We start from the raw sequence: 19153 nt of genomic DNA, 5'->3' as shown, positions 1-19153 counted from the left end.
CGGAGGCATTGCTGCGACCCCCGGCACCATGTTATGCATATTGTTGACAATCCTACAACCCGACGATCATCGGTAGCGGGGATCGCCCGCACGCCCGGGAGGCGGAGCACATGACCGAGTTATCGCCCATCCTCAAACAAGCCACTCCGGTGACCGTCGACCACGGCGCGGGCTGCTACCTCTACGACACCGACGGCCGCCGCTTTCTGGATTTCACCGCCGGTATCGGCGTCACCAGCACCGGACACTGTCACCCGCACGTGGTGGCGGCCGCACAAGCCCAGGTCGCCCGGCTCATCCACGGCCAGTACACGACGGTCATGCATCGCCCGCTGCTCGAGCTCACCGAGCGGCTCGGGACCGTCCTGCCGGACGGGCTGGATTCGTTGTTCTTCGCCAACTCCGGCAGTGAGGCGGTCGAGGCGGCATTGCGGCTGGCCCGGCAGGCGACCGGGCGGCCGAATGTCATCGTCTTCCACGGCGGATTCCATGGCCGCACCGTCGCCGCCGCGTCGATGACGACCTCGGGCACGCGTTTCTCCGCGGGCTTCAGCCCATTGATGGCGGGCGTGCACGTGGCGCCGTTCCCGACGGCCTACCGCTACGGCTGGACCGAAGAGGAGGCCACGGCCTTCGCGCTGCGCGAACTCGACTACATTCTCGCGACTCTCACCTCGCCTGCGGAGACCGCCGCGTTCATTGTCGAGCCGGTCCTCGGCGAGGGCGGGTACGTCCCAGGTAGCCGGGCCTTCTTCCGCGGCCTGCGCGAACGCGCCGATCGGCACGGCATCTTGCTCGTATTCGACGAGATTCAGACCGGATTCGGCCGGACCGGAAAGTTCTTCGGCCACCAGCATTTCGACGTCCGGCCCGATGTCATCACCATCGCCAAGGGCTTGGCGAGCGGATTCCCGCTCTCGGGGATCGCCGCATCGCATGACTTGATGGCCAAGGCTTGGCCGGGATCGCAGGGCGGTACCTACGGTGGCAATGCCGTGGCTTGCGCCGCCGCCATCGCGACGCTGGAGGTCATCGAATCGGAGGGCCTCGTACAGAACGCGGCCGCACGTGGCGATCAACTGCTGGCCGGGCTGCGCGACTGCGACAGCAAAGCGATCGGTGACGTGCGCGGACTCGGCCTGCTCGTCGGCGCGGAATTCACCACGGCAGCAGGCGAACCCGATCGGGAGACTGCCACCCTGGCCCAGCGGCTGGCAGTCGAGAAAGGACTGCTGCTACTCACCTGCGGCGCGCATATGAACGTGGTGCGGATGATCCCGCCGCTGGTGGTGAGCGCGGCACAGATCGACGACGCACTGGCGATCTGGTCGCAGGTCCTCGCCGAACTCCCCGGCCCCACCCAGCCATAGCGCCAAGAAAGCAGGCCCATGGACCGCTACATCATCATCACCCTCACCAAAGCAGGCGTGGCCTGCCGAGCCCGGCTACTCGACGCCGAGGCGCCACACACCTGCGCCGCGGTCTGGGACGCGCTGCCTCAGATCGGCGACGCCTACCACGCCAAATACGCCCGCAACGAGGTCTACACCCTGGTCCCGCGCCTCACGGCCGCGCCGCATCGGGAGAATCCGACCGTCACGCCCATTCCCGGCGACGTCTGCCTGTTCGATTTCGAGCCGTGGGAAATCGGCAATCCCGCCTACGGTTACGAGCCCGGCTCTGCCGCCCACCATGGCCAGGGGGCCACGGATCTGGCCATCTTCTATGGGCGCAACAACCTGCTGATCAACGGCGACCTCGGCTGGGTCCCAGGCAGTGTCTTCGCGACCATCGAGGACGGTCTCGCCGAGATGGCGGCCGCCTGTAACGATCTGTGGCGCTATGGAGTCGAGGGTGAATCCCTCGCGTTCGGTAGGGTCGACAGGTAGGTGTCGGCAGCCGATGGTGACGGTCGGCATGGACACGGTCGCTCGCGAATCCGAGCCACACGGACCAGGTGCCGGCCCAGACGAGTCCGTCGATTACCGCCGGTCGGTGGTGGCGCCGGCCAGGTATTGCGCGCTATGGAGTGCGGCGCCGACGGTCGGCACCAGCGAGCCGGCAGAACCCGCGCTGTAGGGCGTAGACCTTCCGGGTCGCCACCCGGAGAACGCGGTGTCAGGAAGCGAGCACGTACTCGGCGTACCGAGCGACGGCCAGCACGAGATCGTCGGAATGCCGCGGCCCCACGATCTGCAAGCCAACAGGCAGACCGGCAGCGGTGGTCCCCACCGGGATGCTGATGGCGGGCTGCTGACTGAGGTTGAAGGGGTAGGTGAACGGCGTCCACTGCGGCCAGCTGGTCAGGCCGCTGTCCGGCGGGACGTCGTGACCCGCGGGGAAGGCGGGGATCGGCATGGTCGGGGTGATCAGCACGTCGTATGCGGTGTGGAACAGCCCCATGGCGATGCCGATCCCGGCAGCGACATCACGCGCGGCGAGATAGTCGACGCCACCGATGGATTCGCCGCGATCCCACACCTGCCGTAGTCCGGGGTCGACCTGTTCGCGGGCACCGGGCGGGAACGACGCGAGCATGGCCGCCGCGCCCACCGCCCACAGCAGCTCGAACGCCTCCCGTGGATCACCGAAGCCGGGATCGGCGGGCACCACCCGCAATTCGGCCTCGCCGAGCCGGGTGACCGCCCGCTCGACGATCGCCGCCACCTCCGGATCGACGTCGACGAACCCGAGCGTCGGCGACCAGGCCACGGTGATGCCACGCACGTCGCGCTGCATCTGGCTGCGGAAGGTGGTCAAGGTGGGTGCGAGCGCGGTGGGGTCGCGGGGATCGGGCAGCGACAGGATGTCCATCAGCAGCGCGGCGTCCTCCACCGTGCGCGCCATCGGACCGGCATGGGCGAGCGGACCGAAGGGGCTGGCCGGGTACAGCGGAATGCGCCCGTGGGTCGGCTTGAATCCGACGATGCCGCAGAACGACGCCGGAATACGGACACTGCCGCCACCGTCGGTACCGACCGACACCGGGCCGAGTCCGGCCGCTACCGCCGCGGCACTACCGCCGGACGAACCACCCGCGGTGAGCGCGGGATCGACGGGATTGCGGGTGACGCCTGTGAGCGGGCTGTCGGTCACCGCCTTCCACGCGATCTCGGGTGTGGTGGTCTTGCCGAGCAGCACCATCCCGTCTTCGCGCACCCTCGCCGCCACCGGGCTGTCCACCGGCCACGGGCCGGCCGGATCGATGGAGGTCGAGCCGCGCCGGGTCGGCCAGCCCTCGGTCAGAAACACGTCTTTGATCGAGATCGGCACCCCGTCGAGCAGCCCGCGGGCGTGCCCCGCCTGCCAACGGCCCTCCGATTCCTTGGCCTGCACCAGCGCCCGATCCGGATCGACCAGGCAGTAGGCATTGAGCTTGTCGTCGCGCTCGGCGATAGCAGCCAGGATCGCCTCGGTCGCCTCCACCGGCGACAAGGCGCCCGCGGTGTAAGCGGAGACCAACTCGACCGCCGTCATCGCGGCGGGGTCGGTGGGACGGTTGATATCGGGGTAGCTCATTGCTTGGCCCTCCTTCAGCCGGGCACATACCCCAGCGTCTTATCGACCACATTGTCCAGCGGACGGCCGTCCATCCACCGATCGAAGTTGTCGGTGAACGCCCGGACGACCTCGGTGCGCCAGCCGACGACGTCGCCCGAATTGTGCGGAGTGATCTGCACGTTCGGCATATCCCACAGCGGGTGCCCCGGCGGCAACGGCTCCGGGTCCACCACGTCCAAAGCAGCACCGGCGATCGTTCCATCGCCGAGGGCGGCCACCAGATCGTCGGTAACCACGAGTTCCCCGCGTCCGACATTGACAAACCTCGCGTGCGGTTTCATCGCGGCGAAGGCTCTGGCGTCGAACATCTTCCGGGTGAACTCCGTCAGTGGCGCGATCGAGATGACGTAATCGGCCCACGGCAGTTCCGCGTGCAGGTCGGCGCCGATGGTCCCGAAATCCGGATCGTCGCCGCGCGCTCGCCTGCCCACCCCACGCACCCGCATGCCGACCGCGCGCAGCATGCGCGCGATGGTCCGTCCGATAGCGCCGGTACCGACGATCAGCACGGTGGATCCGGCGACGCGCTCGGACTCGCGGTGCTGCCAGGAGTGCCGCTGCTGGAGCCGGACCGATTCCGGCAGGTCCTTGGCGAAGGCGAGGATCTGACCGAGGACGTATTCGGCAATGGCCGCGTCGAAAACGCCACGGGTATTGGTGACCATCACCTCGCTCGCTCTCAGCTCGGGAAACATCACCGGGTCGACACCGGTCGCGCCCATATGCAGCCAGCGCAGCCGGTCGGCCGCATGCCACGCGTCCGGTAGCGCCTGGGACAGGAAGTCGTAGACGAACAAGGCTTCCGCCCCATGCAGCGCCTCGGCCAGCCCGGATGCCTCCGTGTAGCGCACAGTGGCCCGGGCACTCACCCGGGCCATCAGTTCCGAGTCGGGCACACTGTCACTGTGCAGGACGGCGACAACTGGGCCCTCTTTCACATTGACACAGTAAGATCACATCGTATGATTGTCAACAATCCGATCGTGTTCGGAGGTCTTCCCGGCTGAGCGCGAGAGGGGCCGAAGTGGAACTCAGTTTCCCTGATATCGAGGGCCCCGTCGCGCAACGGGGCATCGGAATCATCGCGCCGTTCGACCTCGCGCTCGAACGCGAACTCTGGCGCTGGGCACCCCTCGAGGTCAGCCTGCATCTGGCCCGCACCCCCTACGAACCGGTCCCGGTCTCACTGGCCATGGCCGAATTGGTGTCCAACCCGGCGCATCTGACCGCCGCCACCCGCGACGTGCTGCACGTAGAACCCGAAGTCGTTGCCTACCTGTGCACTTCGGGGAGCTTCATCAAGGGCCTCGCCCACGAAAGATCGCTGCGGGAGATCATCTGCCGAGCCGGCGCGCAGGACGCGGTCACCACCTCGGGCGCACTGGTGGAGGCCATCGGCCATCTCGGCATCTCCCGGATCTCGGTCATCACTCCGTATGACGAGGTCCTGACCCACCGACTGCACGAGTTCCTCGGCGAAGCAGGCTGCGGGGTGGTGCGCTCGGATCATCTCGGGCTCGGCGGCGGAATCTGGAAGGTCAACTACCGCACCATCGCCGAGCGCATCTTCGGCGCCGACCACCCCGATGCCGAGGCGATCTTCGTCAGCTGCACCAACCTGCCCACCTACGACATCATCGAGCCGCTCGAGATGGCACTCGGTAAACCGGTCCTTACCGCGAATCAACTCACCATGTGGGCCTGTCTCGGCCGGATGAAACTGCCGATGATGGGTCCGGGGAAGTGGCTGCTGGATGTGTTCTGAACCGGGATCCCCTGCACGAGAAAGGTCGACGATGGACGTGCCAACCGTAGGTTTCATCTACCCCGACCATGCGGCCGAGGACGACTACGCCTTGGCCGCCGCCGCGCTCGGGGTCCGGCTCGAGGTCGCGCACATCTATGGCACCGACTTGCACGCGGTCCCCGAGCTGCTGGATCTGGGCAGTCCGGACAAGCTGCGCCACGGGGCGAGGCTGCTCGCCTCGCATCGGCCAGCCGCGGTGGTGTGGGCATGTACCTCGGGCAGTTTCGTGTTCGGGCCCGAGGGCGCGCGCGAACAGGTCCGGCAGTTGTCCGCGGTCGCCGGAGTGCCTGCGTCGAGCACCAGCATCGCGTTCGTAGAGGCGGCGCGCGCATTGTCGGTGCGCACGGTCGCCGTCGCGGCCAGCTACCCCGACGAGGTAGCGCGCCTGTTCGTGGACTTCCTCGCCGACGCAGGCATCACCGTGGTCGCGATGTCGAGTGCGAGCATCGACACCGCCGCTGAGGTCGGCACTCTCACCTCCGAGCAGGTGCTCGAGCTGGCCGTCAACAACGACCATCCCGACGCACAGGCGCTGCTGATCCCCGACACCGCCATGCACACCCTCGCCGTGCTGCCCCGCCTGGAGGAGGCGCTGGGCAAACCGGTGCTCACCGCTAACCAGGTCACCGTCTGGGAGGGGCTCCGGCTCTGCGCCACCACGCGCCACTGCACCGAGTTCGGCGCACTGTTCACCGGCACGTCTCGGCTGGATCAGCGGAGGCAACTTGCGTAATCACCGAGGACTCCGGGTCATGCCAGATCCCGTATCGAAAGGTCGCCACCATGCCCGTCGTTGATTTCGAGCCGGTCAACCGGCAATCGACAGCCGAGATGATCGCTGACCGGCTACGCGAAGCGATCATGCGCGGCGGCCTGGCACCCGGCGATCAGCTGGGCGAAGCCGAACTCGCCACCCGATTCGGCGTATCGCGCGGCCCAGTCCGCGAGGCGATGCAACGGCTCGTCTCGGAGGGCCTGCTCACCAGCATCCGCAACCGCGGGATCTTCGTCATCGATCTCACCCTCGACGATCTCATCGATATCTACCGCGCCAGATCCGCGCTCGAGGGCGGTGCACTCACACTGATCCTCGACGGCCGCCGCGAGATCGCCTACAAGGCCTTGGAACCGAGTGTCACTGCGATGCTCGCGCACGCCGAACAGGGTGATGCGACCGCGGTCTCCGACGCCGACCAAGCCTTCCACGAAGCTCTCGTCGACAGCGCAGGCAGCCCGCGACTCGTCCGCGCCGCCCGAACCCTCCTGATCGAGACACGCATGTGCCTCGGCGCCCTCCAAACCACCTACCCCGACCTGCGCGAACAGGCCCGCGAACATATCGAGTTACGCGAGGCAATCGGCGCGGGGCCTGCTTCCACCGCGCGTGCGATGCTCGCCGAGCACATGGACGACGCGGTGCGTCGGCTGCGGGACCGCTACGCGGAATAGCGTCGGGGTGAGCATCACCGATTCGCTAGGGTGTGCTCTCGTCCGCGATTGTGCCCACTTCTAGTGCCGCTATAAATTCGGCTGGCGGACGGTAGCCGTGCTCGACGACGTAATGAGCAATCATGTCCGGTGCCGCCTACAAGATGCCATCGCTCCCCTCGACGCGGATCTCGCCGAATCCCACAGGGACGTCTCCGTCCCGCGAATTCATCATGGTTGGCGACGGCATGGATTCAGTTGAAGGACACAGGTTGCAGGCGTGCCACCCCCGCATTCGGTTCACCGAGTTGCGGCAAAGTTCTATCAGCTTGTCGATGACATCGTGTGACACGTCCCCTTGGGGATACGCGACTCGCCCGTCCAGCCAGCCGATGTTGATTGCTCCGTCCTCGAACGCCGGCTGGTAGGAGTACGGCGAACCATCTGCAAAATATGTCATTGGATCAAACTCGTACATGCGGCCCCAGCGCACTGCCAGCCCTGGGCGAGCGCGAGCTCCGGAAAGTAGGAGCGGGGTGGTCCCGACGTGTCCGCCCCCGCCGTCCGATGAATATGATGACACACGAAACTCGGCCCTTATCGAAATGGGGCATACCAATCTCGCGGAAGGCCCTGGATCGTACGGATCTCTCCAATAGTGTCATTCACGATCCGGAAGCACTTGTATGTCAACGGGTAGTTGACTGCCGACATTGCGTGCTCTCGGGTGACGGTACGCAACTTCCCCAGTACATCGCTTGTTTCGAGAACAGCCTTGAATCCGACCGCGAGGTCATCGATAATATCAATTGTTTGTTCGGGTTGCGGCGAGGAGAACTTCAGTTGCCACACGGTCGACCAACTCCCGTCCGCGAGGGGGATGTACTCCCCCCAGACAGTCTTCCGAATATCGGACGAAGAATACTCTGGTTCTCCTCTATTCATGGTGTCACCATGTGAATCCATTCCATCTCTCGATTCAGTGTTTCAAATGCTCCGGGGCGGAAGATGGTTTCGTCTGGAACGCCTTCGCCAACCTGTCTCACTTCAACAAGGCCGTCAGCAACCAGGCGCTGATACGTTTCCTCTGGCAACCTCCCAACGATAACAGTCGACGGTGAATTTGGGTCAACTCTAAGGCCCCATTCATAGGCCGCCTGGAATCCCGGAGATCCGCCACCGTCCACCGCGTGCATAAAGAACGATCCTGGCCGACTCATAGAGCCCCCATGGGTCGCAGCCCGACCGGCATCTGCATCGAGGCCATTATTTACGATATCTTCGGCGAAGCGGCGGGACGTGCCGTGGGCAAAGTCCCTGAATTGACAGTCTCCGGCAGTGAGCCCGAGAGGGTCGCTCCATGTCGTTGGGTTGTGGACGTAAGTGTTCGGATTGGGTGCGGGCCTCAGGCCAAGCGGGTCACCAGTAAGGAAGCGGCCGCTGGACGGATCGTAAATACGATACAGATTATAGTGGAGTCCGGATTCCGGGTCGTATATCTGACCAGGAAAACGGAGAGGCATGACACTATCGTTGCCCCATTCAGCCCGCCCCCATAGTGCGATTGAGGCAGCCGCGATGGATCTCCCAGCCGTCGGGTCGACGAGCTGAACGGGAGAGCCGACGAGATCGGTAACGATCGCATCGAATCTGCGTCCACCCGACGACAGTCTGACGGTCTGTGTCACGGGTGAAAACGACCCCGGGAGGTAACTCCAGCGCACCTCTTCTGCGGGATTGATCTGCCCAACCAGACGGGTGCCGTCCCATAGATAGGTCAACTGCTCTGCGATAACTCGTTGGTTAGTCAGGCGCTGTTTGGTGATCCGGCGGCCGAATGCATCGTAGGTGTAGTGCCACCACTGTTGATCCGGCGTGTATACGTCGGAAAGTTGGTCGAAGGCGTTGTAGCGGTAGTGCCAGGTGTCGGGTTTGCGGGAGAGGCGGGTGGTGGTTTTGCGGATGAGGCGGCCGGCGGGGTCGTAGTGGTAGTGGTTGCGGCCGTCTCGGATGAGGAGATTGTGGTGGTATTCGCGGCGGGTGTAGGCAGGCGAGTTGCCTCGCGCGGCAGCGGGATTCGGAGGGATGCCTGGTGGGTTGTATTGGTCTGGGGTAGTGGTTGGGAGTGTGGGTGCGTTTCCGGGGCTGGTGGCGTCGGGGGTGACTACGCCGCCTGAGGTGATGTTGCTGAGTTTGTCGTAGGTGTATTGCTCGGTGAGGGTGCCGTTGCGGGTGATGGTGGTGACTCGGCCGATGGGGTCGAGGGTGAATTGGCGGTGGTCGGGGGTTCCGTTGGGGTGGGTCGCGGTGTGGGAGGTGAGATAGCCGTCGGGGCGCCAGGTGTAGTCGTCGCGGCGGAGGATGTGGGGGGATGCGTTCTGGCTGGGCGAGACGTAGTTGTCCGGGTCGAGCGGTCCGGCTCCGCGCGTGTGGTCCATCGGGCCCGCCGGCCCAGGGTAGGCCGCGGGCGAAGGTGCGCCCGCAGGTGTTCCGTAGGCCGGGTACGCGCCTGGCGCGCTGGCGAAGCCTGGGTATTCACCATTTCCGGGCTGCGGGTTCGCTTCGCCCCCAGCAGGGTTCGCGGGTGCGCCGGGTAGGTGCGAGGTGACGATCTGATGGGTGGTGTGCCCGACAGGGGTGAAGGCACGGTCGATGGAGATGTTGCCGATGCGCCAGCCGGTGGTGCGGCCCAACGGATCATGGGCGAAGGAGATCGTGTGGCCGTCGGTGGTCATTTCCGTGACACGGCCGGTCCGGTCGTGAGACCAGGTGGTGACACCGCCAGAGGGTGTGGTGCGTGAAGTGCGGCGGCCGTGCTCGTCGTGGGTGAAGACCATCGCTGGTTGGTCGTCGACCTGTTGGGAGGCGAGTTGGCCGGTGGGGGTGTGGGTGAATTGGAGGGTGTGGGTTCGGGTTTCGCCGGTGCCGGAGACTGCTGTCTTGACTCGGCCGGCGATGTCGTGGGTGTAATGGATCCATTCGCCGGTGTCGGCGGTGATGGAGACTAGGCGGCCGAGGACGTCGTGGGTGTGGTGGCGCGTTACCCCGGTCGCGGGGGTGACCGTCTGAACACGGCCTGCAGCGTCGTGGGTGTAGTGGGTGGTGGCGCCGGTGTAGTCGGTTTCCGAGGCAAGGTGGCCGGCGGGGTTGTAGGTGTAATGCCAGGTGTGGCCGATGGGGTTGGCGACGGCAGTGAGGCGGCGTTGGGTGTCCCAGCGGTAGTGGGTCATGGCGCCGTCGGGTTCGGTGCGGGCAGTCAGCAGGTCGAACGCACCGTAGACGTAGCGGGTGATGCCGTTCGCGCGGTCGACGTGGGCGGTGAGGTTGAGTTCACCGTCCCAGACCCAGGATTCGCCGATATCGTCGGGGTCGATACGGCGAAGGAGTTTGCCCTCGCCGGACCAGATGTATTGCACGGTCGAGCCGAGGGGATCGGTCACACGTTTCGGGCGGCCGAAGTGGTCGCGTTCGATCGTGGTGACTGCGCCGTAAGGGTCGGTGACACGGGTCGGGAGCCCGGCAGCATCGGTGTCGACGGTGGTGACTGCGCCGGTGGCTTCGGTGACCGTGGCGATCGCGCCGGAATCGTGGTGGGTGTAGGTAGTGCGGTTTCCGGCGGGGTCGATGACGGCGGTGAGGTTGCCGTCGATGGTCCATTCCTGGCGGGTGATCGTGCCGTCGACATTGGTGACGGTGATCGGCCGGTTGTGAGCCTGGTAGGTGATGTCGATGGGTAGGCCGTCGGGGCGCGTGATGCGGTAGAGGTCGCCGGCCGGGGTGTACTGGTACGTGGTGACCGCGCCGTCGGGGGCGATCACTTGGGTGGGGCGGCGGTCGTCGTCGTAGTCGGTGCGGGTGCGCGCACCCGCCGGATCGATCTGTTCGATCAAGCGGAGGTCGGCGTTGAAGACGAAGGTGGTGGGCGCGCCGGTCGAGTCGGTGTGGATGGTGCGGTGGGTGCTGTTGTCGGGGGTGGTGAAGTAGTCGAAAGTGGCGTTGAGGATGCCGGAATTGCCGTGCTGGGCTACGACACGGCCGTCGGGGTCGTAGGTGTTGACCATGCGGTTGCCGTTGGAATCGCTCCACGCGGTCAGGCGATGCTCGTCGTCGTACTCATAACCGGTGGTCGCGCCGACACCGTTCGTGATCGAAACCAGCTCGCCCGCCTCGTAACCGAATTCACGGATTCGTGTGGAGACTTCGGTGCCTTCAGCCGTGGAACCCACGACCGACAAGCTCGTGATCCGAGCATCATCGGTGGTGACGCGCATCCGGTATCCGCCGGAGTGGGTGATCTCGACGGGTGCGCCGTCGCGGTCGTAGTGGAAGCGGATGTGGTTGTGGTGACGGTCGGTGATCGCGGAGATCGCGTAGTTGCCGAGCAGAGCATCCAGGCCGCCGAGTTCGTGGGCGGGGTCGAAATGCCAGGTCAGTTCGCGGTCGGGGTCGTAGACGCGGTATCCGCCTGTGTCGGTGCGGGTCAGGGTCCAGCGTTGGCCGCCATTGCTGGGGCGGACGGGCTTGCCGACCTCGGCGTGTGGGTAGACCAGTAGCAGGCCGTGTTCGCCGATGAAGGTGACCGTCTCGTCCTCGATCACCACGCGCATGTCCAGCGTCGCCGACCACGACGGGCCGAACCAGCGGCCGAATCGGTAGCTCGAACGATGGCGCCGCAGTAGTACCAGGGGTAAGACGCCGGGCAGGGTCAGGTCGGTTTCCGGGAGCAGGAATTCACCGGTCGCGACGTCGACGGGGTCGTTGCATTCGGTGACGTCCTTGTCGTCCTGGGTGTTCTTCGGGCCGCCCTCCGTCGCTTTGTCGCCGGCGCCTTCGTCGGCCTTGGCTTGGTTCTCCGGCTTCCCGGACTGGTCCGGGGTGCGCTGTGGGCTGTCGGGGTCGCCGGTCTTCGACGGTGAATCGGTCGATGCTGTCGTGGTGTCCGGGGACTTGTCGCCCGGCTTGCTCGGGGTATCGGGATCGGTTGTCTTCTTCGGGGTATCTGTCGAGGCGGTCGAGGTGTCGGTGGAGGTCTTCTTCGTCGAAGATGGTGTGGACTTTCCGCCCTTGCCGAGGGTGCGGGCGATCGCCTTCCACGCATCCTTCAACTTCGCCAGCAGCGGTTTCAGCTTCGAAAACGTCGACGCCACCTTCGCAAACAACCGCGAGATCGTGGTCATCGTCTTCGCCACGAACGTCGCTGCCTGGGCGGCGATGATCGGGGTCGCGGTGCCCAACGAGAACACCGCCTCCGCCGCCCACACCGCAAGGCGTCCCACGGCTTGGGCGACAATGTCACGGACGGTCATCCGCACCGCGGCCACGATCCCGCCCGCCATCTCGATCGCCTGCGACGCCGCTGTCGCCGCCGCCGAGGCCGCCGCCAACGCATCCGAAGTTTCCGCCGCCCGCGCCCGATACGCCGACGCCGACGCCCCGGTCCAGTTCGCGATATCAGCAGAAACGGCCTGCTTGTGCGTATCGACCGCCGAACTGATTTGCGTAGCAACGTTTTCCCACGTCTTCGCATACGCGGTGATCTGATCAGGATCCCCGGCCACCCAATCCAGGGCATCCGAGAGTGGCTGCACGTGCTCGATCAGAAAGCTGACACCGAACCCGGCCAAGGTGCCGATCGGATCGACCACCATCGCCGCGACTTCCATACCGGCGGCCGCGATCCCGACACCGGCCTCGATCCACGACCCCGACGAGATCGCATCACCCACATCGGCGACCGACTCGAACAACGTGACACCGGAATACCACTCGGTCGAATCCTCACGCGCAGCGATCAACGGATTCGACGCCGTGTCGGTCACTGCGACACCCCACAACCCGCCGCGCCAGGCACGGCCGGCGGCGACGCGGCCCCGCCGGGCACGCCGACCCCGACGATCGGGTCGAGCGCGAGACCATCACCCCCGACGAGGCTGGACTGCCCACACCACGACTCGGCCGAAAACCGAGGCGCGATCGCCGCCCGCGGGCCAGTCACTGCGACACTCCGTTACCCGCCGCACGCACCGCCGCCGCATTCGAGGTGTCAGCCTGGGTGAACGAATCCGCCGCTGAACGCAGCTTCCCTGCATCCTCGGACAACGCTGTCAACGCCGTCTCCAACGCGGTGATCCCCTCGGTCTCCACCGAATCCACGAACAACGGCGGCAGAAACGCACACAGTTTCCCGAACGCATCCGACGGCGCCGACACCGCCTTCGCCGCCTCCAACGCCTGACCCATCGGCCCCTGCAAACCCTCCACGTTCCCCGCGTGAGTCCGCAAATCCTCCGGCTCCACCTGCACCGGCTGAGCATCAGTCATAGAAATCCCCCCAATCGAGCATTACGGACGCTCGACGCCGAGCGTCCGCGCGCATGCAAATGATACCCAGCCCTGCTTGCCACCCGGTTCTCCTGCCGCGTGACGACCGCCGCCTTTAGTTCGACGAGTAGAGATCATTCGAGGTACAGCCGCTCATTGGGAAGGCGCGGCAGCCCAGCGGTCACGCCGGGCACGATCTCGGCGGCATCCGCGTGATGAGTGGCCCGCCATTCGCGGGCGAAAAGCGCTGCGGCCGTTAGACAGGCGACGAAATCTAGGCGCAATCCGTGGAACTGGACGCTGAGGTGCACGTCGGGCTCTTCGGGGCGTGGAGAAGGCTGCGTCATCATCGCTGCCCGCTGCTCGGTGTGCGCAACCACCCACCACGGGCGGCGCAGGCACGAATCGAGTCGACGACGGAAAGCCCCGAGGGACGGAAAGGGCAGCGCGGGGGTTGGATCCAGCGACGGAACCGTTCTCCGCGATCCGAGGGAGATGGGAGGGCGATCGTCGCTCCGGTGCGGACGACGGAGACATCGAGCCGGAACATCTCTGCGAACAGCGCGGTTTCGTCGGGCAGGTCCGGTCGAACCAGAAACGTCCATCGACCCGACCGCACATGCGACATGATCGGCCCAGCGCCCGACCCGGCGTCGTGATCGCGACACCGTCGCAGGTCGTTGTTCACCGCCAGTCCGAGCGCCGACGGCATCATCAACGCCCACACCACCTCGGCACGCATCACGATGCGCCCGATCTCAGGGGGATCGATCCACGCGGGTAGATCGCATACTCGGCGGTAGTAGAGGCAGCGGGTGTGTGGGGTGTCGCCGAACGGAATATGTTCCATCGCTGGACTTTCGGGTCGGTGTGGTTGGGTGTGCCCCGCCGAGTGCGGGAAGCGCTACCTGCCGGAGTTTGCGGAGGATCGACGGTGTTTCCCGGCGCAGCGCACATCCAGCACACCGCTGCTTGTGACCTCGGAGAACCCGAAACACCAAGCGAAAAATACTCACTCGAAATCCCAGCATTTCCCAGAGTGGGAAGTCCATCTACCCCAAGGGGGAAGCGATGACAGACGAGAACACCGGAAGTACGCTTCCGCGCCGTCAGCTCGGCCGCCATCTGCGTGAAGCGCGCGACGCAATCGGCATGACCTTGATCGAGTCGGCTGGGCTCATGGAGTGGAGTAAGAGCAGCCTGCAAAGGCTGGAGAAGGGGCAGTCAGAGCGGATTCGCAAACACGACGTTCGCACGCTCTGCGACCAGTACCAGCTGGGCGAGGATGCAACGGCTGATCTTCTGGCCCTCGCCGAACAAACCGCGGCCACATCGTGGTGGCATGACTACGGCTCGTTGATCACTCCCGCGTTCGACGTGTACATGGGCCTAGAGTCCTCTGCCCGCGAGCTGACCATCTTTCAGCCATCGGTTGTGCCCGGCCTACTCCAAACGGCCGCGTACGCGCGAAGTCTCGACCTGATCTACTTCCCGAACGACTCTGCCGATGAGATCGATAAGCGTGTCCAGCTCCGTATTCGCCGCCAGGGGCTTATCACGCGCCGGAACCGCCCCGCGACGCTGCGGGCCGTCCTGCATGAGTCGGTGCTGCGTACCGTCATCGGCTCGCGGAAGATCACTGCGGCACAGTTGCGCCACCTTGCCGATCTCAGCACTCAGCCCAATATCGACATTCGTGTGCTGCCCTTCTGGGCGGGGCTCCCGGTCGGGATGTCAGCAGGCCCGTTCGTCGTACTCGATTTCGGACTCGATAAGAAGAACAAGCCCACCGAACCCAGCGTTGTGTACGTCGAGAGCTTCACGGGCGGCGTCTTCCTCGAGCGGACGTCAGATCTCACCAGGTACCGTGAGGCATACCAGGTCATCGAGGGAGCCGCGCTCGGCGTGCAACCCAGCCGGGACCTGTTACGCGAAGTAGCGAAGGAGCATGATCGTGCGCGTTGATCTGTCCACGGCCAACTGGTTCAAGAGCAGTCATAGCAGCGGCGGGCAGGAGTGTGTCGAGGTCGCGCACCTCGATCAGGCCTGGTTCAAGAGCAGCCACAGCAGTGCATCCCAGGATTGCGTGGAGGTCGCGCACGTCGACCAGTCATGGTTCAAGAGCAGCCACAGCGGCGGGGGGCAGGAATGCGTAGAGGTCGCCCACCTAGACCAAACCTTGGTGGGCGTCCGGGATTCCAAGAACCCCACAGGCCCAGCACTCCTCTTCACGCCGGTTGCCTGGGATGCGTTCCTCGTCGCCGTTGATCACGGCAGGTTCGGCCCCTCCGCGCAGGGCTAGCAGTCCGGGAAGTACCGCTGGAAGCGGGCCGGCACGCCGTCGGCCGTGGCCTGGGACCAGCAGGTCTCGTGCGGGAACGACACATAAGTGGTCCAGACCGTGCCGTCGTGACGGACTAGGCGCTGGCTGTCGCCAGGGGTATCCCACACGATGATCGCCCACTGGCCGTCGCATTCAGTGACCGTCGCCGACGCGTTCGCCAGTTCGGGGCCGACCTCGAGATCGTGCTCGATGGTCTCCGCAGCGCAGGGTGACGGAAGCCCCGGTTCATCGAAACGTAATGTCCCGGCCACGGTTTCACCGGCGCGAGTAATGAACAGGCTGTGCATCCCCTCCGGCACCGGTGTGGTTCCGGGCGGCGGGTCCATGCCGAAGAAGTAGCAGCCGACCGGCACCTGGAAGCTCGTCACGCCGGTCGCGTCGGTGACGCCGTCGCGGCGCAGTACCTCGGTGGTCTCGCCGACGGGAATGTCGTGGGTGGCCGGATCGCAGGGCTGGACCAGCCGCACGTTGACCGGTACGTCGGGGACACCTACTCCGGACAGTGTCTGGGTGCGGATGACGGCGGTGCCGTAGGCCTGTGCCGGTGGCGGCTGGGCCACCGGCGGTGCGCCCGGTGGTTGTTGCGCTGGTGCGGGTTCCGGCGCGGCGGGCCGCTGTCCCCGTGCCGGGGGTGAGGCGATGGACGGTCCCCGCCCGGTGGCGTCGTGCACGCCGCTCGACACGGCCGGGTAGGTCGTCTTGGCGCCGATCACCGAGGTCGTACCCGACCCCGAGGGGCCGGGACCGCCGTCGTCGCCGCAGGCCGTCAGCAGCGCAAGCGCCGCGACGACCCCGAATACCGTGTGCAAACTCTTGCGCATGCGCATGGCCGCCACCTCGAGGTAGACCAGTGTTACCCGCCTATCGCACGGATATCGCCGAGAGTTACCCCAGTTCATCCGAGGTAATCATGCCACCGCGACCCGCGCGTCGACACGCCGTTCGGCTCCCGCTGCGAGAACGAAGAACACCGGCGGTAGCACCAGTTCGATGACGGTCAGCACGATTTGGAACCAGTGCGGCCAGCCGTGCACGGCCAGCGACACCAACCGGCCGAGGGCTCCGAGTGCGAAGATCGCGGCGAGCCAGCGCACTGCGGATAGATTGATCGGCGTCTGCCGCACCGCCCAGATCCAGGCCAGGCCGTAGCCGACGAAGATCGCGCCGAAGAAGCGGCTCTGACTGTCGGCCGTGACCCCGTTCCACTCCATATCGGGAACCGAGTCGATGCCCAGTGCCATGTGATAGAAGCCGATCGCGACGCAGGAGACGCCCATCGTCCAGGTCAGCCAGGTGAGTGCGCGAGTCATGAGGACCCTCCGATCAGCATGAATTCGGTCGGCGTGAATTCGGTTGCCGCGCCGCGTGCTCCCCACCGGCGCATTAGTAGACGTGCGTCTACCAAGACCATACGACCGTTAGTAGACACGCGTCAACTAAGCTGAGCGAATGAGTACCCGCCGCCGACTCGCCCCGGAGGAACGCCGCCGACTGCTCCTGGATGCCGGCGCGCAACTGTTCGCCGAACGACCGTACGACGCGGTGCTGATGGAGGACGTCGCCACGGCGGCGGGCGTCTCACGCGCCCTGCTCTATCGGCACTTTCCCAACAAGCGCGACCTCTTCGCGGCTGTCTACGAGCGCGCCTCCGCTGATCTGCTGGTGGCCACCGAGTTCGACACCACCACACCGCTCGCCGAACAGCTGGCCGCCGGGCTGGACGCCCACTTCGACTACTTCGAGACCAACGCCCATTCGGTGATCGCTGCCAACCGGGTGCTGGCGACCGACCCGACCATCCAGGCGATCATCTCCGGCGAACTGGGCGAATTACGGACACGATTGCTCGATATCCTCGGCGTGCACGGCCAACTGCGTGCGGCCACGTCGGCGGTGCTGATGTCGTGGCTGACCTTCGTCCGCGTGCTGACGATCGAATGGCTGGAAAACCGCAGCCTCACCCGGGAGCAATTGCATCAGGTCAGCGTCGGAGCACTGCTGGGAGCCCTCGATCCGCTGCTGGATCTGGCCAATCACCCGCTGAACGGCTGACCGAGCTCAGACCAGACCGCGCGGCCGGATCACCATGACCGGCGAGGCCCGCTTGCCCTTCTCCTCCAGCAGGGCGATGGCGGTGCCGTCCTCGGTCAGCGCCACGTACACCCCGGACATGCCGATCGGGTCGAGCCAGCGCCCGTCGCGCAACGATTCCGACTGGGCGTCGTCGATCACCCGGTGCGGGAATGCGGTACGGACCGCGGCATCGATATCGAGGCTCAGATCCGGGTTGTCGGCGAGCTGGTCGAGGGTGCGGGCATGGTCGAGGGTGAACGGCCCGACTCGGGTGCGGCGCAGTGCGGTCAGATGGCCGCCCACGCCGAGCGCGGCGCCCAGATCGCGGGCCAGCGCGCGCACGTAGGTGCCCGACGAGCACTCCACCACAACATCCAGATCCACGAATTCGCCGACGTCGCGGCGGGCGAGCAGCTCGAAGCGGGACACGGTGACCGGCCGTGCGGCCAACCGCACCTCCTCGCCGGCGCGGTGGCGGGCGTAGGCGCGCTCGCCGTCGACCTTGATGGCGCTGACCGTCGCGGGGACCTGCTGGATCTCGCCGGTCAGTCCGGCGATCCCGGCCGCGATATCGGCGTCGGCGACGGCGGTCGCCGGGTTCGTCGAGATGATCTCGCCCTCGGCATCGTCGGTAGTCGTCGCCTGCCCGAGCCGGATGGTAGCGGTGTAGGCCTTGGTGGTCAGAGTGAGCAGCCCGAGCAGCTTGGTGGCCCGTTCGATACCGAGCACCAGCACGCCCGTCGCCATCGGGTCGAGGGTTCCCGCATGGCCGACCTTCTTGGTGCGCAACAGTTTGCGGCAGCGAGCGACCACGTCGTGGCTGGTCAGTCCGCCGTCCTTGTCGACGATCAGCAGGCCGCCGAGCCCATCCGGTCCCAATACCGGCTTGTCCGCGGCCATCAGGCGTGCACGATCGCGGTGAGGATGAGACCGTCGGCGATCTGCCAGCGGCCGTCGAACGAGGTGAGCGGCACACCGCCGTCATTCACCTGGCCGGGGACCAGCAGTTCGCTGTGGAAGGTGCCGGAGGCCTTGTCGGAGGCGTCATCGATGGTGAAGGTGATGTGTGCGTCCTCGAAACCGAGCCAGCGCGCGGTGAGCGGCCACCACGCCTTGTAGGTGGCCTCTTTCGCGCAGAACAGCAGCCGATCCAGATGCAGGTCGGAATCGGTGGCGCGCAACCATTCCCGTTCCGGAGGCAGGCTCACCGAATCGAGCACCCCCTCGGGCAGGGTGTCGTGCGGTTCGGCATCGATGCCAACGGAGCGAAAGCGCAACTTGTGCGCCAGCGCCGCCGCCCGATAGCCCTCGCAATGGGTAAGGCTGCCGACGATCCCACGCGGCCACACCGGCGCGCCCCGCTCCCCCTTGCCGATCGCGACCTCGGGCTCCCCCAGCTGCGCCATCGCCAGCCGGGCGCAATGGCGCGCGCCGATGAAGTCACGTCGCCGCTTCTCCACCGACTTCGCGATCAGATGTTCCTCGGCCGGATGCGCCCGCAGCCCTTCCGGGTACGCCAACAGCTCGGCCGACGCGACCCCGGCGGGCAGAATGTTCTCGATCATCGCGACCGAGCCTAATGGGTGCGCTATCGCGCAACCGCCCGCAGCCCCGATGCC

General features: G+C 65.9%; 18 protein-coding genes. 8 read left to right on the top strand and 10 right to left on the bottom strand.

The window, feature by feature from the left end:
• Positions 1-110: 110 nt before the first annotated feature.
• The gene (locus ACFXNW_RS12925) at positions 111-1370 is read left to right on the top strand and encodes an aspartate aminotransferase family protein (protein WP_379417821.1); all 1260 of its coding nucleotides are present in this window, start codon (positions 111-113) and stop codon (positions 1368-1370) included.
• Positions 1371-1388: 18 nt separating this feature from the next.
• Entirely contained in the window at positions 1389-1889 is a 501-nt protein-coding gene (locus tag ACFXNW_RS12920; RefSeq protein WP_379417820.1) for a DUF3830 family protein, read from the top strand.
• Between the two features lie 229 nt (positions 1890-2118).
• Here ACFXNW_RS12920 and ACFXNW_RS12915 read toward each other — a convergent pair whose 3' ends face one another.
• The gene (locus tag ACFXNW_RS12915; RefSeq protein WP_379418135.1) at positions 2119-3504 is read right to left on the bottom strand and encodes an amidase; all 1386 of its coding nucleotides are present in this window, start codon (positions 3502-3504) and stop codon (positions 2119-2121) included.
• A gap of 29 nt (positions 3505-3533) precedes the next feature.
• The gene (locus tag ACFXNW_RS12910; RefSeq protein ID WP_379417819.1) at positions 3534-4499 is read right to left on the bottom strand and encodes a D-2-hydroxyacid dehydrogenase; all 966 of its coding nucleotides are present in this window, start codon (positions 4497-4499) and stop codon (positions 3534-3536) included.
• A gap of 86 nt (positions 4500-4585) precedes the next feature.
• On the opposite strand from ACFXNW_RS12910, the gene ACFXNW_RS12905 reads away from it, so the two are divergent.
• From ACFXNW_RS12905 to ACFXNW_RS12895, 3 genes are read left to right on the top strand one after another with little or no spacing between them, the layout of a single operon-like run.
• The gene (locus tag ACFXNW_RS12905) at positions 4586-5326 is read left to right on the top strand and encodes an Asp/Glu/hydantoin racemase (RefSeq protein WP_379417818.1); all 741 of its coding nucleotides are present in this window, start codon (positions 4586-4588) and stop codon (positions 5324-5326) included.
• 31 nt (positions 5327-5357) lie between these two features.
• On the top strand, positions 5358-6101 hold the full coding sequence (locus tag ACFXNW_RS12900; protein WP_379417817.1) for a maleate cis-trans isomerase: 744 nt from the start codon (positions 5358-5360) through the stop codon (positions 6099-6101).
• A 50-nt stretch (positions 6102-6151) separates the two neighbouring features.
• The gene (locus tag ACFXNW_RS12895) at positions 6152-6817 is read left to right on the top strand and encodes a GntR family transcriptional regulator (RefSeq protein WP_379417816.1); all 666 of its coding nucleotides are present in this window, start codon (positions 6152-6154) and stop codon (positions 6815-6817) included.
• 920 nt (positions 6818-7737) lie between these two features.
• On the opposite strand, the gene ACFXNW_RS12890 is transcribed toward ACFXNW_RS12895, so the two are convergent.
• From ACFXNW_RS12890 to ACFXNW_RS12875, 4 genes are all read right to left on the bottom strand, one after another.
• Positions 7738-12615, bottom strand: coding sequence for a DUF6531 domain-containing protein (locus tag ACFXNW_RS12890; protein ID WP_379417815.1), 4878 nt, complete (start codon positions 12613-12615; stop codon positions 7738-7740).
• Positions 12616-12787: 172 nt separating this feature from the next.
• Positions 12788-13117, bottom strand: coding sequence for a type VII secretion target (locus ACFXNW_RS12885; protein ID WP_379417814.1), 330 nt, complete (start codon positions 13115-13117; stop codon positions 12788-12790).
• Positions 13118-13251: 134 nt separating this feature from the next.
• Positions 13252-13467: a hypothetical protein gene (locus ACFXNW_RS12880; RefSeq protein ID WP_379417813.1), complete on the bottom strand. Its 216-nt coding sequence runs from the start codon at positions 13465-13467 to the stop codon at positions 13252-13254.
• Positions 13464-13967, bottom strand: a complete 504-nt coding sequence (locus tag ACFXNW_RS12875) for a DNA-directed RNA polymerase subunit beta (RefSeq protein ID WP_379417812.1) — start codon at positions 13965-13967, stop codon at positions 13464-13466. The genes ACFXNW_RS12880 and ACFXNW_RS12875 overlap by 4 nt, the downstream gene beginning before the upstream one ends.
• A gap of 221 nt (positions 13968-14188) precedes the next feature.
• On the opposite strand from ACFXNW_RS12875, the gene ACFXNW_RS12870 reads away from it, so the two are divergent.
• Positions 14189-15082: a helix-turn-helix domain-containing protein gene (locus ACFXNW_RS12870; protein WP_379417811.1), complete on the top strand. Its 894-nt coding sequence runs from the start codon at positions 14189-14191 to the stop codon at positions 15080-15082.
• Positions 15072-15419: a DUF397 domain-containing protein gene (locus ACFXNW_RS12865; RefSeq protein WP_379417810.1), complete on the top strand. Its 348-nt coding sequence runs from the start codon at positions 15072-15074 to the stop codon at positions 15417-15419. Before ACFXNW_RS12870 ends, ACFXNW_RS12865 begins: the two co-directional genes overlap by 11 nt.
• Here the strand turns inward: ACFXNW_RS12865 and ACFXNW_RS12860 are convergent.
• A complete protein-coding gene (locus tag ACFXNW_RS12860; RefSeq protein WP_379417809.1) occupies positions 15416-16288 on the bottom strand; it encodes a hypothetical protein in 873 nt (290 codons plus the stop codon). The two genes, ACFXNW_RS12865 and ACFXNW_RS12860, sit on opposite strands and share 4 nt — an antisense overlap.
• A gap of 81 nt (positions 16289-16369) precedes the next feature.
• The gene (locus ACFXNW_RS12855; protein ID WP_379417808.1) at positions 16370-16771 is read right to left on the bottom strand and encodes a DUF4345 domain-containing protein; all 402 of its coding nucleotides are present in this window, start codon (positions 16769-16771) and stop codon (positions 16370-16372) included.
• 139 nt (positions 16772-16910) lie between these two features.
• Here ACFXNW_RS12855 and ACFXNW_RS12850 point away from each other — a divergent pair, with 139 nt between their 5' ends.
• Positions 16911-17513: a TetR/AcrR family transcriptional regulator gene (locus tag ACFXNW_RS12850; RefSeq protein ID WP_379417807.1), complete on the top strand. Its 603-nt coding sequence runs from the start codon at positions 16911-16913 to the stop codon at positions 17511-17513.
• A gap of 6 nt (positions 17514-17519) precedes the next feature.
• On the opposite strand, the gene truB is transcribed toward ACFXNW_RS12850, so the two are convergent.
• Both truB and npt read right to left on the bottom strand, forming a co-directional pair.
• Positions 17520-18434, bottom strand: coding sequence for a tRNA pseudouridine(55) synthase TruB (truB, locus tag ACFXNW_RS12845; protein WP_379417806.1), 915 nt, complete (start codon positions 18432-18434; stop codon positions 17520-17522).
• A complete protein-coding gene (npt, locus tag ACFXNW_RS12840; RefSeq protein WP_379417805.1) occupies positions 18434-19099 on the bottom strand; it encodes a 4'-phosphopantetheinyl transferase Npt in 666 nt (221 codons plus the stop codon). The genes truB and npt overlap by 1 nt, the downstream gene beginning before the upstream one ends.
• Between the last annotated feature and the right edge of the window lie 54 nt (positions 19100-19153).

The sequence above is a fragment of the Nocardia sp. NPDC059180 genome (genome assembly GCF_042754945.1).
In the GTDB taxonomy this organism is placed as follows: domain Bacteria; phylum Actinomycetota; class Actinomycetes; order Mycobacteriales; family Mycobacteriaceae; genus Nocardia.
Note: the sequence above shows the minus strand (reverse complement) of the source record. Positions and strands in the feature narration are given on the sequence as shown.

Excerpts from the sequence above, each read along its gene's own strand:
- ACFXNW_RS12925 (WP_379417821.1), top strand. The coding sequence starts at position 111 with ATGACCGAGTTATCGCCCATCCTCAAACAAGCCACTCCGGTGACCGTC.
- ACFXNW_RS12920 (WP_379417820.1), top strand. The coding sequence starts at position 1,389 with ATGGACCGCTACATCATCATCACCCTCACCAAAGCAGGCGTGGCCTGC.
- ACFXNW_RS12900 (WP_379417817.1), top strand. The coding sequence starts at position 5,358 with ATGGACGTGCCAACCGTAGGTTTCATCTACCCCGACCATGCGGCCGAG.
- ACFXNW_RS12895 (WP_379417816.1), top strand. The coding sequence starts at position 6,152 with ATGCCCGTCGTTGATTTCGAGCCGGTCAACCGGCAATCGACAGCCGAG.
- ACFXNW_RS12885 (WP_379417814.1), bottom strand. The coding sequence starts at position 13,117 with ATGACTGATGCTCAGCCGGTGCAGGTGGAGCCGGAGGATTTGCGGACT.
- ACFXNW_RS12880 (WP_379417813.1), bottom strand. The coding sequence starts at position 13,467 with ATGATGACGCAGCCTTCTCCACGCCCCGAAGAGCCCGACGTGCACCTC.
- ACFXNW_RS12875 (WP_379417812.1), bottom strand. The coding sequence starts at position 13,967 with ATGGAACATATTCCGTTCGGCGACACCCCACACACCCGCTGCCTCTAC.
- ACFXNW_RS12870 (WP_379417811.1), top strand. The coding sequence starts at position 14,189 with ATGACAGACGAGAACACCGGAAGTACGCTTCCGCGCCGTCAGCTCGGC.
- ACFXNW_RS12860 (WP_379417809.1), bottom strand. The coding sequence starts at position 16,288 with ATGCGCATGCGCAAGAGTTTGCACACGGTATTCGGGGTCGTCGCGGCG.
- ACFXNW_RS12855 (WP_379417808.1), bottom strand. The coding sequence starts at position 16,771 with ATGACTCGCGCACTCACCTGGCTGACCTGGACGATGGGCGTCTCCTGC.
- ACFXNW_RS12850 (WP_379417807.1), top strand. The coding sequence starts at position 16,911 with ATGAGTACCCGCCGCCGACTCGCCCCGGAGGAACGCCGCCGACTGCTC.
- truB (WP_379417806.1), bottom strand. The coding sequence starts at position 18,434 with ATGGCCGCGGACAAGCCGGTATTGGGACCGGATGGGCTCGGCGGCCTG.
- npt (WP_379417805.1), bottom strand. The coding sequence starts at position 19,099 with ATGATCGAGAACATTCTGCCCGCCGGGGTCGCGTCGGCCGAGCTGTTG.